The sequence below is a fragment of the Flavobacterium sp. CF136 genome (assembly GCF_000282055.1).
Lineage (GTDB): Bacteria > Bacteroidota > Bacteroidia > Flavobacteriales > Flavobacteriaceae > Flavobacterium.
In genome coordinates this window covers 18,013-34,280 of record NZ_AKJZ01000010.1, presented here as the reverse complement: position 1 = coordinate 34,280, position 16,268 = coordinate 18,013, and the positions used below count along the sequence as shown (strand labels likewise).

The 16,268-nt window shown below is 34.2% G+C and carries 13 protein-coding genes; 12 read left to right on the top strand and 1 reads right to left on the bottom strand.

Annotated features, from left to right (window positions below):
• The first annotated feature begins 75 nt into the window (after positions 1-75).
• The 8 genes from PMI10_RS03820 to PMI10_RS03785 all read left to right on the top strand — a co-directional run bounded on the left by PMI10_RS03820 (position 76) and on the right by PMI10_RS03785 (position 11,963).
• Positions 76-1,431 (top strand): MFS transporter, encoded by a 1,356-nt coding sequence (locus tag PMI10_RS03820; RefSeq protein WP_007804686.1) that lies wholly within the window; start codon positions 76-78, stop codon positions 1,429-1,431.
• Positions 1,432-1,450: 19 nt separating this feature from the next.
• The gene (gene pgmB, locus PMI10_RS03815) at positions 1,451-2,104 is read left to right on the top strand and encodes a beta-phosphoglucomutase (RefSeq protein WP_007804684.1); all 654 of its coding nucleotides are present in this window, start codon (positions 1,451-1,453) and stop codon (positions 2,102-2,104) included.
• A 241-nt stretch (positions 2,105-2,345) separates the two neighbouring features.
• Positions 2,346-4,646 carry a glycoside hydrolase family 65 protein gene (locus PMI10_RS03810; protein WP_007804682.1) on the top strand — a complete coding sequence of 767 codons (2,301 nt, stop codon included), beginning with the start codon at positions 2,346-2,348 and terminating at the stop codon, positions 4,644-4,646.
• 258 nt (positions 4,647-4,904) lie between these two features.
• A complete protein-coding gene (locus tag PMI10_RS03805; RefSeq protein ID WP_007804680.1) occupies positions 4,905-7,019 on the top strand; it encodes a glycoside hydrolase family 97 protein in 2,115 nt (704 codons plus the stop codon).
• 148 nt (positions 7,020-7,167) lie between these two features.
• Complete coding sequence (locus PMI10_RS03800; RefSeq protein ID WP_007804677.1) at positions 7,168-9,042, top strand: glycoside hydrolase family 13 protein; 1,875 nt, start codon at positions 7,168-7,170, stop codon at positions 9,040-9,042.
• Between the two features lie 242 nt (positions 9,043-9,284).
• Positions 9,285-9,983: a glycerophosphodiester phosphodiesterase gene (locus tag PMI10_RS03795; RefSeq protein WP_007804675.1), complete on the top strand. Its 699-nt coding sequence runs from the start codon at positions 9,285-9,287 to the stop codon at positions 9,981-9,983.
• A 118-nt stretch (positions 9,984-10,101) separates the two neighbouring features.
• On the top strand, positions 10,102-11,310 hold the full coding sequence (locus PMI10_RS03790) for an NAD(P)/FAD-dependent oxidoreductase (RefSeq protein WP_007804673.1): 1,209 nt from the start codon (positions 10,102-10,104) through the stop codon (positions 11,308-11,310).
• Between the two features lie 5 nt (positions 11,311-11,315).
• The gene (locus PMI10_RS03785) at positions 11,316-11,963 is read left to right on the top strand and encodes an HAD family hydrolase (protein ID WP_007804671.1); all 648 of its coding nucleotides are present in this window, start codon (positions 11,316-11,318) and stop codon (positions 11,961-11,963) included.
• A gap of 72 nt (positions 11,964-12,035) precedes the next feature.
• Here the strand turns inward: PMI10_RS03785 and PMI10_RS03780 are convergent, their stop codons facing one another.
• A complete protein-coding gene (locus tag PMI10_RS03780; protein WP_007804668.1) occupies positions 12,036-12,512 on the bottom strand; it encodes a TspO/MBR family protein in 477 nt (158 codons plus the stop codon).
• A gap of 154 nt (positions 12,513-12,666) precedes the next feature.
• Here PMI10_RS03780 and PMI10_RS03775 point away from each other — a divergent pair, with 154 nt between their 5' ends.
• From PMI10_RS03775 to PMI10_RS03765, 4 genes are all read left to right on the top strand, one after another.
• The gene (locus tag PMI10_RS03775) at positions 12,667-13,770 is read left to right on the top strand and encodes a diphosphomevalonate/mevalonate 3,5-bisphosphate decarboxylase family protein (RefSeq protein WP_007804667.1); all 1,104 of its coding nucleotides are present in this window, start codon (positions 12,667-12,669) and stop codon (positions 13,768-13,770) included.
• Positions 13,771-13,801: 31 nt separating this feature from the next.
• Positions 13,802-13,951 (top strand): hypothetical protein, encoded by a 150-nt coding sequence (locus tag PMI10_RS21995; protein ID WP_007804664.1) that lies wholly within the window; start codon positions 13,802-13,804, stop codon positions 13,949-13,951.
• 5 nt (positions 13,952-13,956) lie between these two features.
• Positions 13,957-14,895 (top strand): mevalonate kinase family protein, encoded by a 939-nt coding sequence (locus tag PMI10_RS03770; RefSeq protein WP_007804662.1) that lies wholly within the window; start codon positions 13,957-13,959, stop codon positions 14,893-14,895.
• An 84-nt stretch (positions 14,896-14,979) separates the two neighbouring features.
• Positions 14,980-15,936, top strand: coding sequence for a geranylgeranylglycerol-phosphate geranylgeranyltransferase (locus tag PMI10_RS03765; RefSeq protein ID WP_007804660.1), 957 nt, complete (start codon positions 14,980-14,982; stop codon positions 15,934-15,936).
• Positions 15,937-16,268: the final 332 nt, after the last annotated feature.

Below are 16,268 nucleotides of genomic sequence, written 5' to 3'. Positions count from 1 at the left end.
TTACTTTTACTTCGAAAAAAATAGTAGGTTTTGATAAGCAAAGCGCTTATCGTATAATTTTTACAAATTACGATAATGGAAAAGCGTAAATTAAGTTTCTGGGAAATTTGGAACATGAGTTTCGGTTTCTTGGGAATACAAATGGGATTTGCACTTCAGAATGCAAATGCCAGCAGAATTCTTCAAATTTTTGGTGCCGACGTACATGAGTTATCATGGTTTTGGATTATTGCTCCCCTGATGGGATTAATAGTGCAACCCATCATTGGACATTACAGCGATAAAACCTGGGGGAAATTTGGAAGACGAAAACCATTTTTTCTTGTAGGTGCTATTCTGGCTTCAGTTGGTTTAATCTTAATGCCTCAGGCTAATATTTTTATTTCAGTCTTGCCTGCTTTATGGGTTGGAGCAGGAATGTTAATGATTATGGATGCTTCTTTCAATATTGCCATGGAGCCTTTTCGTGCTTTAGTTGGTGATAATTTAAGAACAGATCAGCGTACATCAGGTTTCAGTATTCAAACTTCCTTAATTGGTTTTGGCGCTGTAATTGGTTCGGCTTTGCCTTACGTTTTAACCAATTATTTTCACATTTCAAACAATGCCGTTCCAGGAAGTATTCCTTTAAATCTGAAATTATCATTTATAATTGGAGCTGCAGTTTTAATTGGTTCAATTCTAGTGACGCTTTTTACCACAAAAGAATATACTCCGGAAGAATTAGCCCATTTTGAAGATCCGCAAAGTGAAACTGACATTCCTTCAGAAGAAAAATCAAAACTCACAGACATTTTTACAGATTTTGCAAAAATGCCAACTACAATGCGTCAGTTAAGCTGGGTACAATTTTTCTCCTGGTTTGGGCTCTTCGGAATGTGGGTTTTTACAACTCCGGCCATTGCACATCATATTTATGGTCTACCGCTAAGTGACACTTCAAGTCAGCAATATCAGGATGCGGGAGACTGGGTCGGAATTCTATTTGGAGTTTATAATTTCGTTTCTGCAATAATCGCATTGTTTTTCTTACCGTACATCGCAAAAAAAATTGGCAGAAAAGCGACACATTCCCTTTCATTAATCATTGGAGGAATTGGATTAATCTCAATCTATTTTATGCCAAATGAAGACTGGGTTGTATTCCCAATGATTTTAATTGGAGTTGCCTGGGCAAGTATTCTGGCCATGCCATATGCCATTCTTGCGGGATCAATTGCTCCTAAAAAAATGGGGGTTTACATGGGGATTTTTAACTTTTTCATAGTTATTCCACAAATTGTGAATGCACTTATTGGGGGACCAATTGTAAAATACCTTTACAATGGCGATGCAATTTATGCCTTAATTACAAGTGGTGTTAGTTTTTTAATTGCCGCTGTTTTAGTCTACAAAGTAAAAGATGTAGATGATATTTCTATAAAATCTTAAAATAAGAATTCCTCTTATAATGAACAAAAAAGCATTCATATTCGACCTTGACGGAGTCATTGTTGATACTGCCAAATATCACTTTTTGGCCTGGAAAAAAATTGCAAAAGCACTAGATATAAACTTTACACCAGAACATAACGAATTACTAAAAGGTGTAAGCCGTGTACGTTCGCTGGATATAATACTTGAATTAGGAAATATTCAGGCTTTTCAGGAAGATAAAGACCAATGGCTAATTCAAAAAAACGAAGATTATTTATCTTATTTAGTTGATATGAACGAAAGTGAGATTCTTCCGGGAGTTTTTAAAATTCTACAGCTATTAAAAGAAAAAAATCAGGGAATTGCATTGGGTTCTGCCAGCAAAAATGCAAGACCAATCCTTGAAAAAACAGGAATTCTTTCGTATTTCGATGTTATTGTCGACGGAAACGATGTTACCAATGCAAAACCAGATCCGGAAGTTTTCCTTAAAGCGGCTCAATTATTAAATATTGACCAAAAAAATGCCATTGTATTCGAAGATTCGGTTGCAGGAATTCAGGCTGCTAATATTGCAGGCATGATAAGTGTCGGAATTGGTGAGGAAACAATTTTACATGAAGCGGATTATATTTTTAAAGATTTTACTGAAATAAACACAGCGTTTATTGAGAAACTAATCAATTAGAAAATGTGTCAATGAGGCAATTAGATAATTTTTCCAAACTTGGATTATCTAATTATCACATTTAAACAATTAACTGATAATTTAAAAATATAAATCATCTAAATTAAAAAGTAAAATAGTAAAACAACGAGCAATTAATCGGATAAATTGAAAAAGGAATAGCCAAAAACAAGTAATTATCTAATTATCAAATTGGCACATTTTCTAATTATCTACTTGCCAAATTATCAAATTAAAAAAAATGAATCAAGACTATATAAAACCGGACAACTGGTCCATCATAGAAGAAGGATTTGATGCAGAAAGCGTAAAACCTTCTGAAAGTCTTTTCAGTCTTGGAAACGGAGCAATGGGACAGCGTGCCAATTTTGAAGAAACATATTCCGGTGAAACTTTTCAGGGAAGTTACATTGCCGGAATTTATTATCCTGATAAAACTAAAGTAGGCTGGTGGAAAAACGGGTACCCGGAATATTTTGCAAAAGTTCTAAACGCACCAAACTGGATTGGAATTAATATTGAAATTAACGAAGAAAATCTAGACCTGAATACTTGTATTGAAGTTCGAAACTTCCGCAGGGAATTGAACATGAAAGAAGGCTGGTACAATCGTTCTTTTGAAGCTACGCTGAAAAACGGAACTGAAATCGCAGTAAACGTACGCCGTTTTCTTTCTTTGGATCTGGATGAAATTGGAATTATAAAATACGATGTTTCGCCTCTAAACAAAGATGCAAAAATCGTTTATAAACCTTACATCGATGCCAGTGTAACCAATGAAGATGCTAATTGGGATGAAAAATTCTGGAAGCCTTTAGAGGTAAAAAAATCAAATAGTGAAGCTTATGTGACGGCACAAACTTTTAAAACGCATTTTAAAGTGACTACTTTTATGCACAATACGATTTTGGCCAATGGAGAAAACGTAAATATTTCTCCTTCTTCAATTGATTCTACTATTGATAAAGTACAATTTACTTACGGAACTATTATTGCAAAAGGACAAACCTCATCGATTCAGAAAATTGGCGGATATACCGTTTCTTTAAACCACGAAAATACTTTGGCTGCAGCCGAAAAATGTATCAAAGCTGCCGTTAATTTAGGATATGATGCTTTGCTTCAAAATCAAATTGAGGCTTGGGCAAAAATCTGGGAAATGTCAGACATTACAATTGAAGGTGATGTAAAAGCACAACAGGGAATTCGTTTCAATATTTTCCAATTAAACCAAACCTATTCAGGAAAAGACAGCCGACTGAACATTGGTCCAAAAGGTTTTACCGGAGAAAAATACGGCGGATCCACATATTGGGATACCGAAGCATATTGTATTCCGTTTTATATGGCAACTAAAGATCAGCATGTTGCAAGAAACTTATTGACATACCGTTTCAATCAATTGGATAAAGCGATTGAGAATGCCAAAGATAATTTAGGTTTCAAAAATGGCGCTGCTTTGTATCCGATGGTTACTATGAACGGTGAAGAATGCCATAACGAATGGGAAATCACACACGAAGAAATCCATAGAAACGGGGCGATTGCTTTTGCGATTTTCAACTACCATCGCTATACTGGAGATTATTCTTATATTCCTGAAAAAGGTCTGGAAGTTCTAATCGGCATTGCGCGTTTCTGGCACCAAAGAGCTTCTTTTTCTAAAGAAAAAAGTCAATATGTGATTTTAGGAGTTACAGGTCCAAATGAGTACGAAAACAACATCAACAATAATTTTTACACCAATTATATTGCAAAATGGTGTATTGATTATACTGAGGAACAAATTAAAAAGATTGCTTCAGAATATCCGGAAGACCATAAACGTATTATAGAAAAAGTAAATCTTTCTACTGCAGAAATTCAGGAGTGGAAAAAAGTAGCTGATGATATGTATTTTCCAACTTCTGAGGAGTTAGGAATTTATCTGCAGCAGGATGGCTTCTTAGACAAGGATTTAGTTCCTGTAAAAGACTTAGATCGTTCACAACGCCCAATCAATCAAAAATGGTCCTGGGATCGCGTTTTGCGTTCGCCATACATCAAACAAGCCGATGTTTTACAATGTTTTTATTTCTTTGAAGATCATTTTTCAAGAGAAGAATTAAAACGCAATTTCGAATTTTACGAGTCATTTACTGTTCATGAAAGTTCCCTTTCGCCTTGCGTACACTCGATTCAGGCAGCCGTTTTGGACAAAATGGATATGGCGTATACATTTTATCTAAGAACTTCCCGTCTTGATCTTGATGATTATAACAAAGAAGTTGAAGAAGGTTGTCACATCACTTCTATGGCAGGAACATGGATGAGTATTGTGGAAGGTTTTGGCGGAATGCGTGTCAAAAATAACCAGCTTCATTTTTCTCCAAAAATTCCAAAAGAATGGAAAGGTTATTCCTTTAAAATTAATTTCAGAAATCAAATTTTGAAAGTAACTGTAAGTCATAAAGAAACCACTTTTACTGTAGATGGCGATCAGGATTTAACAATTATAGTAAATGGAAAACCAATAATAGCCACAAAATTGGCAACAGCTTAAAATTATTAAACACAAATTTCACTGATTTGACAATATTGTCATTTCGACGAAGGAGACTCGAGCGTTAGCGAACAGACGAAGTAAATCACACAAGCCAAGCACACAGTTGCAGAATATTAGATGTGATTTCTCCCAAAAGGTCGAAATGACAAAAAAGAAAAATGTTCTTTCTAAATAAAATCAGTGCTAATTAATGAAATTCGTGTTTAACTTTTAAAGCAGAAATAATTTGAATTAATTACTTTTAAATAAAAAAATATGAAAAACTTATTTTTCGCAAGTTTAATCTTGTTTGCATTTTGCTCAATTACAAATGCACAGCAATTAAAATCCCCGGAAGGAAAATTTGTAATGGAATTTTCGCTTCAAAATGACGGAACTCCAACTTACAATTTAAAATATAAAAATAAAGAAGTTGTAAAAACGAGCAAACTTGGTCTTGAACTTAAAGATGATAAAAAATCTTTATTGAATGATTTTACGGTCGTTGATACAAAAACTTCCACTTTTGACGAAACCTGGAAACCGGTTTGGGGAGAAGTTGACAACATCAGAAATCATTATAACGAATTAGCAGTTACTTTAAATCAAAAAGGAACCGACAGACAAATCATAATTCGTTTTCGTTTATTTGATGACGGTTTAGGATTCAGATATGAGTTTCCAACACAAAAAAACCTTACTTATTTCATAATCAAAGAAGAAAGATCCCAATTTGCAATGGCGGGCAACCACACTGCATTCTGGATTCCGGGAGATTATGACACTCAGGAGTACGATTATACCAAATCGAAATTATCTGAAATCAGAGGTTTAGCTGAAAAAGCATATACTGCAAATGTTTCTCAAAAATCATTTTCCCCAACAGGAGTCCAGACTTCTTTGATGTTAAAAACGAATGACGGAATTTACATCAACTTACACGAAGCAGCTTTGATCAATTATTCCTGTATGCACCTGAATCTGGATGACAAAAACATGATTTTCGAATCCTGGCTGACACCGGATGCAAAAGGGGACAAAGGATATATACAGGCGCCAAGCCATTCGCCTTGGAGAACGATTATGGTAAGCGATGATGCCAGAGAAATTTTGGCTTCAAAAATGACTTTAAACCTAAACGATCCATCAAAAATCGATGATACTTCGTGGATTAAACCTGTAAAATATGTTGGAGTTTGGTGGGAAATGATTACAGGAAAAAGTTCCTGGTCGTATACAAACGATTTCCCAACAGTACAATTGGGTGTTTCTGATTTCTCAAAAGCAAAACCAAACGGCACACACGGAGCAAATAATGCTAACGTAAAAAAATATATAGATTTTGCTGCTGCAAATGGTTTCGACGCTGTTTTGGTTGAAGGCTGGAACGAAGGCTGGGAGGATTGGTTTGGACATTCAAAAGATTATGTTTTTGATTTTCTGACACCTTACCCGGATTTTGATGTAAAAGGTTTGCATGAATATGCAAAATCAAAAGGAATCAAAATCATCATGCACCATGAAACTTCCGGCTCTACCCGTAACTACGAACGTCACATAGACAAAGCATACCAATTCATGAAAGACAACGGATATGATGCTGTAAAAAGCGGTTACGTTGGAGATATTTTACCTCGCGGCGAAAATCATTACGATCAATGGATTGTAAACCATTATCAATATGCAATCGAAAAAGCAGCTGATTATAAAATTATGGTAAATGCACACGAAGCCGTTCGTCCAACAGGAATCTGCAGAACGTACCCTAACTTAATTGGAAACGAAGCTGCGAGAGGAACAGAATATCAGGCTTTTGGAGGCTCTAAACCAAATCACGTAACCGTTTTACCGTTTACACGTTTAATTGGAGGTCCAATGGATTATACGCCTGGAATTTTCGAAATGGATATCAGCAAAATGAATCCTCAAAACACTTCGCATGTAAACAGTACACTTGCAAACCAATTGGCATTATACGTTACCATGTACAGTCCTTTGCAAATGGCTGCTGATACTCCTGAGAATTACAACCGTTTTCCGGATGCTTTCCAGTTCATTAAAGATGTGGCAGTAGATTGGTCTGAAAGTAAATATATCGAAGCAGAACCAGGTGATTTTATTACCGTTGCCCGTAAAGCAAAAGGAACAAACAACTGGTTCGTTGGAAACGTAAACGGAGACAATTCCCGTACATCAAACATCGATTTCAGCTTTCTTGAAAAAGGTAAAAAATACACAGCAACAATTTATGCTGATGCAAAAGACGCGCATTACAAAACAAATCCGCAGGCTTACACCATCAAGAAAATTGCTGTAACCAATAAATCAAAATTATCACAGTTATCTGCTCCGGGCGGAGGTTATGCAATCAGCATTATCGAAACTAAATAATTTCAAAGGCAAGTAATTTTCCCAAAGATTACTTGTCTTTTTTTTAATCGTCAATAATTCCTAACAGGTCTTCAAGACCTGTTAGGAAACCTCACAATATCCTAACAGATTTTTTTTATAACCTGTTAGGTATCTAATACATAAGATTATGAATATCCAAAAAACAACATTCAAAATAAACCATATACTGTATAGAATAATCCTCTTTGTTCTATTATTTTCCACTTCCGCGAAAGCACAAATCCAAAAAACAGAACCGCCATTTTGGTACGCAGGAATGAAAAATACTGAGCTGCAGATTATGTTCTACGGAAAAAATATTGCACAATATGAAGCTTCCGTTTCGAATAATGTAACGATTAAAAATGTAGAAAAAACAGAGAATCCAAATTACCTTTTTGTAACGATTGATACACAAAACCTAAAAGCTTCTGAATTAATTTTTTCTTTTAAAACCAAAAACAAAGTTGCTTTTACACAAAAATATTCGATTAAAGAAAGAAGAGCAAACTCAACAGACCGAAAAAGTTATGATGCATCGGATATGATTTACTTGATCATGCCGGATCGTTTTGCTAATGGAAATCCGAAAAATGATAGCGATGCTTCTTTAACAGAAAAAGGAAACCGTCAGGATCCAAGTGGGCGTCACGGCGGAGATATTGAAGGAATTATCAAAAATCTGGATTATATTTCTTCTCTTGGTGCAACAACAATTTGGAGTACGCCTTTATGCGAAGACAACGACAAACAACATTCCTATCATACTTACGGACAATCTGATGTTTACAAGATTGATCCGCGTTACGGAACCAATGATGATTATGCTCGTCTTTCTGCAGAAATGCATAAAAAGAACATGAAACTGGTTATGGACTATGTAACCAATCACTGGGGAATTACACACTGGATGATGAAAGATATTCCGACCAAAACCTGGTTCAATCAATTCGAAAATTTCACACAAACGCATCACCGTCGCGAAGTGATTACAGATATTCACGCTTCAAAAACAGATCAGGAAATTTGTATTGATGGCTGGTTCGTTCCTTCAATGCCGGATTTAAATCTGAGAAATCCTTTGGTTTCAAAATACCTGACTCAAAATGCCATCTGGTGGATTGAATTTGCGAATCTTGACGGATTTAGAGTAGATACTTATAATTATTCTGATCCAACAGCTATGGCAAATTGGGCAAAATCTGTTACCAATGAATACCCAAACTTTAATATTGTTGGGGAAATCTGGATGCACAATCAGGCAAGTTTGGCCTATTGGCAAAAAGACAGTAAAATTGGTGCAATCGAAAACTATAATTCGAATTTACCAAGTGTAATGGATTTCACACTGCAAGATCAGATTGGTTCTGTTTTTAATGAAGACACACCCAATTGGGATAGTGGCCTGATTAAATTCTACAACAATTTTGCTTTGGATTATTTATATTCAAATACCAATAATCTTTTGGTTTTTGCCGAAAATCACGACACCAATCGTATAAACGATCTCTATAAATATGATTTTACCAAGTATAAAATGGTGATGACTTTAATAGCAACCATTCGTGGAATTCCTCAAGTATATTACGGTTCAGAAATTGGAATGGGCGGAGACAAAAGCAAAGGCGATGCAGACATTCGACAGGACTTCCCAGGAGGATGGAATGGTGATAAAAATAATGCTTTTACCGCAGCAGGAAGAACAGCTGAACAAGCAAAATATTTCGATTTTACTTCGAAATTATTCAACTGGAGAAAGTCAAATGAAGTGGTTCATTTTGGAAAAATGACACATTATATTCCGGAAAACAACACCTATGTTTATTTTAGATACACAGATAATAAAACGGTAATGGTAGTTTTCAATAATAATGCAAAAGAGCAAATTGTAAAAACCAATCGTTTCAAAGAAAACATCAAAAACTATACATCAGGAAAAGATATTTTGACTGGAAAAACATTTGATTTAGCTACTGAAATTACATTGGAACCAAAATCGGCTTTGGTTTTAGAATTGGAGTAAAACAAATTGCAATGTTAGACGCACTGCTGTGCGCCTCTACAATATAACGCATACACGTAGAGACGCACAGCAGTGCGTCTCCGCAACAATATTCGCCGCAGATTAAAAGATATTAATACAGATTTTCAAAAATCTTTTTAATCCTTTAATCTGTGGTTATTTTTTTTTAGGCTATAAAGTTGAGAAACAATTATTTTCTTTCTTTGCGCCTTTGTACCTTTACCTCTTTGAAACTTCATAAAATGAACAAACTGCTAAAAATAGCACATCGCGGTGCGAAAGGATACGAACCCGAAAATACTTTAAAAGCTTTCCAAAAAGCATTAGATTTAAATGCTGACGGAATTGAACTCGATGTTCACCTGAGTGCAGACGCACATTTAATCGTAATGCACAACGAAACCATCGACGAAATGACCAACGGAAAAGGGTTTATAAATACCTTATCTTTGCCTGAATTAAAATCGTTTTTGATTAATGGACAATATGAGATCCCCACATTAAATGAGGTTTTTGATTTGGTTGATAAAAAATGCCTGATTAATATAGAATTAAAAGACTCTAAAACTCCTAATAAAGTTGTCGCCTTAATTGAAGAATATATTTCTGAAAAAAACTGGAATTACAAGCATTTTATTGTTTCGAGTTTTGACTGGAACTCTTTACAGGAAGTTCATAATCTAAATTCAAATATTCCGATTGGGGTTTTAACGGAAGAAGATTTAGATGCATCTTTGGCTTTCGCCGAAAAAATAAAAGCAAAAGCGATTCATCCGGATTATCAATTACTGAATCTGGAAAATACCGGAAGAATGCAGGAACGAGGATTCCTTGTTTTGCCTTGGACAGTAAATAAAGCAGAAGATATTCAAAAAATAAAAAGCTACAATGTAGACGGAATCATAACTGATTTTCCGGATAGAATTAGTGTGAATCTCTAATTAATATTTAAAAAAACAGCCACGAATTACATAAATTAATCACGAATTTTTTAATTGTTCAAAGCAAAAAATTAAACCTTAATTCGTTAAATTAGTGTAATTCGTGGCAAAAAATAATATGATCAAAAATTTCGACATAATTATTGTTGGCGGAGGTGCTGCAGGTTTTTTTACGGCTATTAATATTGCAGAGAGAAATCCGAAACTGAAAATTGCCATTTTAGAAAGAGGAAAAGAAGTGCTTTCTAAAGTCCGTGTTTCCGGCGGTGGAAGATGCAATGTTACGCACGCTTGTTTTGAACCGAATGAATTGGTTAAGTTTTACCCACGAGGCGAAAAAGAACTTCGCGGTCCTTTCCATCAGTTCTGTTCCGGAGACACGATTGAATGGTTCGAAAAACATGGTGTCGAATTAAAAATCGAAGATGACGGACGAATGTTCCCCGTTTCAAATTCATCACAAACCATTATCGATTGTTTTTTAAAAGCAACCGAAAAACTAGGCATAAAAATACTGACAGGACAAAGCGTACAATCGATCTTCAAAGCTGAAAATCACTGGAAAATTGAAACTCAGGACGAAAAATATACTGCAGAAAAATTAGTAATGGCAACCGGAAGTAATCCGAAAATTTGGGAAATGCTCCAAACATATGGTCACGCAATTGTAAGTCCTGTTCCTTCTCTATTTACTTTTAATATCAAAGATCCCCGCATTAAAGAATTACCCGGCGTTGCTGCACAAGTGACCGTAAACGTAAAAGATACAAAATTAGAATCTACGGGACCATTGTTAATCACACATTGGGGAATGAGCGGTCCGGCAATTCTGAAACTTTCGGCTTGGGGAGCACGAATTTTATTCGACAAAAACTACCAGTTTACCATTTTTGTAAATTGGTTAAATGATGTTGATACCGAAGATGCCGAAAAAATCCTGAAAGACTTAAAACAGGAACACGCAAAAAAAGCCGTTTCTAAAAAATCACCTTTCGACTTCCCTAATCGTTTATGGGAAAGTTTGGTTTTGGCTTCCGGAATTGAAATTGAAACAAAATGGGCCGATTTATCTAAAATCCAATTACAGAATTTAGCTTCTCAACTCACAAAAGCAACATTTCAGGTAAACGGAAAAAGTACTTTTAAGGAAGAATTTGTTACAGCCGGCGGAATCGATTTAAAAGAAATCAATTTTAAAACCATGGAAAGCAAATTGCATCAAAATCTTTATTTTGCGGGCGAAATCGTAAACATTGATGCCATTACCGGAGGTTTCAATTTTCAGAATGCCTGGACAAGCGGGTTTATTTTAGCAAACAATATTTAATTAGAATGAAATACAAAGGAATTATTTTTGATTTAGACGGAACATTAGTAAACTCATTAGAAGACATTTCAGATGCAATGAATTCTGTACTTACAGGTCTAAATTACCCTACTCATACCTATAATGATTATCAATATTTTATTGGAAGCGGTTTGCGAAATTTGGTAAGCAAGGCCTTGCCGGCATCAAACAATTCTGAGGGTCAAATTGAAACCTGCTTCGAAAGTATGGTTACGGAATATCGTGAAATTTGCACGCTAAAAACAAAACCGTACGAAGGTATTATCGAATTATTGGATAATTTGGTCTCACGAAATATCAAACTAGCAGTTTTTTCAAATAAGGCTGATGAACTTACTAAAAAAATAACAGCAGAAATATTTCCTGATTATTTCGATTCTGCTATAGGTTTGAGTATTGAATCACTTAAAAAGCCCAATCCATTTGAAGCAGTAACCATAGGTGAAAACTGGAATTTAAAAACAGAAGAGATACTTTTCGTAGGAGATTCTGATATTGATATGCAAACCGCCACTAATGCTAATATGTTTGCCGTTGGCGTTACATGGGGTTATCGCACGGAAGAAGAATTAATAGCCAGCGGTGCTAAATTGGTAATCAATAATCCTTTGGAATTGATTCAAATATTCTAAGCATTTAGTCTCAGTTTTCAGTTGGAGTCTGTGTTGTATAAATTGAAACTGTGACTGAAAACTGAAAATGTTTTACCTATTCAGCCACCAGATACTCGCATTCAAAATTGCAGCAAAACCTACCCAGGCCATATAGGGAATCAATAAATAACCTGCTGTTTTATTAATTTTGATAAATTTTAAATACGTCTCATAAATCATTAGCCATAAAAGCGCAATTTCGATTAAAGCCAGCATTGGATTTTTTAATCCGAAGAATAAATAGGACCAGATTGCATTCAAAGCCAATTGAATCAAAAAGAAACCCAAAGCTTTTTTAACTTCTGCATTTTGTTCCTTTATTTTATCCCAAATCAATCCTGCAGCAATTCCCATTAAAACAAAAAGTAATGTCCATACAGGCATAAAAACCCAATTTGGCGGATTAAAAACTGGTTTTATGATAGTGGGATACCAGGTTTCTACACCTGATTTAGTAACGGTTGAAGAAGAATATCCTACTGTTAAACAAACGATTACAGCAATTGCAATTCGGGTTATTTTGTTCATTTTATTTGAATTTTTATCCAAAAATAGTCAAAAAGCAAGCTTAAACCATATAAGTCATGTAAGTTCATTTTAGTTTTAGTCTCACTTACATTTTCTTATATAACTTATATGGTGAAATATTTTAAAAACTATCTTTGCCAAAATTTTATATTTCATGTTTACAGCAGCTGATTTTATTCCTAAAACATATTCTTCGACTATCGAAAACGGAAATTTTGAGTGGAGCGCTCCCAGCAATATTGCATTAGTAAAATATTGGGGGAAAAAAGACAATCAAATTCCGGCTAATCCATCGGTAAGTTTTACGCTTAGTAATTGCAAAACGATTACTAAATTAGGTTTTGAAAAAAAAGACATTTCGACTTCGCTCAATGTAACAAATGATTCCTTTTCATTTGATTTACTTTTTGAAGGCGAACCAAAAGAAGATTTCAAGCCAAAAATCAAGAAGTTTTTAGAAAGAATTGAAGTGTATTTGCCTTTTTTGAAAGATTATCATTTTACGATTGATACGCAAAATACATTTCCGCATAGTTCAGGAATTGCTTCGTCGGCTTCGGGAATGGCGGCCCTGGCTATGAATTTTATGAGTTTGGAAAAAGCATTAAACCCTGAAATGACAGACGATTATTTTTACCAAAAAGCATCTTTTTTAGCCCGTTTAGGTTCCGGAAGTGCGTGCCGAAGTGTAAGAGGAAATGTAGTGGTTTGGGGAAATCAGGCGAATATTCAAGGAAGTACGGATTTATTTGGTGTTGAATTTCCATATACGATTCATGAAAATTTCAAGAATTATCAGGATACTATTTTGTTGGTAGACAAAGGCGAAAAACAAGTTTCAAGCACTGTTGGCCACGATTTGATGCACAACCATCCGTATGCCGAAAGACGTTTTGCACAGGCACATGAAAATCTGGATCAATTAATTAACATTTTTGAAAGTGGAAATTTAGATGAATTCATCAAGGTAGTCGAAAGTGAAGCTTTGACTTTGCACGCAATGATGATGACTTCGATGCCTTATTTTATTTTAATGAAACCAAATACATTACAGATTATAAATACCATTTGGAAATTTAGAAATGAAACTAAAATTCCGGTTTGTTTTACGCTTGATGCGGGAGCAAATGTTCATGTTTTATATCCGAAAAATGCAACTGATAAAGTATTACAATTTATTAAGAACGAATTAGTTGGCTATTGTCAAAATGGTCAGTACATTTGTGACGAAATTGGAGAGGGTGCAATTAAGCTATAATTTTTTGTATCTTTAGTTAAAAATTCAGATTATGGGCATTCAATTAGAAAAACTCGAGTTGATTAAAATGATTATAGAAACTAACAATCCTATAATTTTAAGAAAAATTAGAGATATTCTAACAAAAGAAGAAAAAAGAAAATCTTCTTCATCAAATAAAATTAAGAAAGACATTAAATAAATTATATGAAAGGACCATTATTTTATTCAAAAATATTACTCTTTGGAGAATACGGAATTATCCGTGATTCAAAAGGACTTTCTATTCCTTATAATTTTTACAATGGCGCGCTAAAGAAAGATGAAAACCCTTCTGCAGAAGCTATTGCCTCAAATGCAAGTTTAAAACGATTTGCAATTTACCTTGAAACATTACAAACCGAACAGCCTGATTTGGTTGCTTTTGATTTGGCAACTTTAAAAAACGATGTTGAAACTGGAATGTATTTCGATTCCAGTATTCCACAAGGGTACGGAGTTGGAAGCAGCGGTGCTCTAGTTGCTGCTATTTATGATAAATATGCTACTCATAAAATTACGGTTTTAGAGAATTTAACTCGTGAAAAACTGTTACAACTTAAAAATATTTTCTCTCAAATGGAAAGCTTTTTTCATGGAAAAAGCTCAGGCTTAGATCCTTTAAACAGTTATTTGAGTATTCCGATTTTAATCAATTCTAAAGATAACATCGAAGCAACCGGAATTCCGACTCAAAGTTTTGACGGAAAAGGTGCTGTATTTTTACTAGATTCCGGAATTGTTGGCGAAACGGCTCCAATGGTGAATATTTTTATGGAAAACCTGAAAGACAAGGGTTTCCGTGCGATGCTTAAAAACCAATTTGTAAAATATACGGATGCCTGTGTAGAAAACTTTTTGCATGGCGACATGAAATCGTTGTTTACCAATACTAAAAAGTTGTCAAAAGTCGTTTTAAATAATTTCAAACCTATGATTCCTGAACAATTTCATGGAATCTGGCAACACGGAATTGATACAAATGATTACTATTTAAAACTTTGTGGCTCTGGCGGTGGCGGCTATATTCTAGGCTTTACCGAAGATTTAGAACGTGCCAGAATATCTTTAAAAGATTATAAATTAGAAGTCGTCTATCAATTTTAATTGAAAAAATCTTAAAACAAAAAACTTTTATTTTCCGGGTAATTTCGGTTTAAAAATCTTTTTCCCTAAACTTAAACTTCTACAATGTTGAGCAGACAGCACAAGCTTTTGGTAATGAAAATTGTTAGTTTGTTCTCTGTGGTAAGAGGTTACAATATTCCTATTATTGTTTTGGCACAATATTTATCAGCCATTTTTATATTAGCCCCTGAAAAAAGAGCTCTGGATATTTTACTTGATTTCAACTTATTTTTGATTGTTTTTTCTTCTGCAATTACTATTGCTTCGGGTTATATAATTAATAATTTTTATGACAGTAAGAAAGATTTAATCAACAGACCAAATAAATCAATGTTGGACAGATTGGTTAGTCAGAAAACAAAACTGTCGGTTTATTTTACTTTGAATTTTATGGCCGTTTTAATGGCTTTTATTGTATCCTGGCGTGCATTTTTGTTTTTTTCAGCTTATATTTTCCTTATTTGGTTTTACTCTCATAAAATAAAGAAATATGTGGTTGTTGGTAATCTAACTGCTGCTTTTCTGGCAGTTTTACCCTTTTTTGCCATTTTATTATATTTTTACAACAAAATATCATTTGAAGAAATAGAGAATCACAGAAGCCAGTTTGTTGTAATTTCATCACATGCAATGTTCCTTTTTTTATTGTTGCTGATTCGTGAAATGATAAAAGATTTAGAAAATTTAAAAGGAGATTTAGCCAACAATTACCAAACCATTCCGATTCTTTATAACGAAACGGTCTCTAAGCAGATCATTACAATATTAACGTTTCTGACAATATTTCCTGTTTATATCCTAATCAGCATTTATGATGTTGGTTATATGGATATTTATTTTTACATATGCTTTATAGCATTACTTTTTTTTCTTCTTTATCTCTGGAAATCAAATTCAAAAGAGCAGTATTTGTTACTTCACAATGTCTTGAAATTCCTGATTGTTTCCGGGGTATTCTGTATTGTTTTGATTAACCCGAGTGTTTTGTGGCATGGGAAAAGTTTGCTTTCCAGATTTTAATGGTTATTACACAGAAATTCACGAAGATTTCGCAAAGGTTCACAGAATAATTTTTAATAAAACTTTGTGTAACTCCATCTAAATTTTGTGAATCTTTATGTAACAATCTGTTTTTAAAATATTTAAAAGAAGCCAATTGTCTGAAACCAACCCCGATAGAGGCGATATCCTTGTGGAGTTTACGGAACAAGATAAAGCCGAAAGCGGGAATTTTTGCTTAAAAAAAGCCAATTGAGATGTTCCGGAAAAACACTAAAAATTAAGGCTATTAATCTAAGAACATTGAACTTAAGATTATTTAGCAAGAATAAACTATCTTTGCACAAATTACA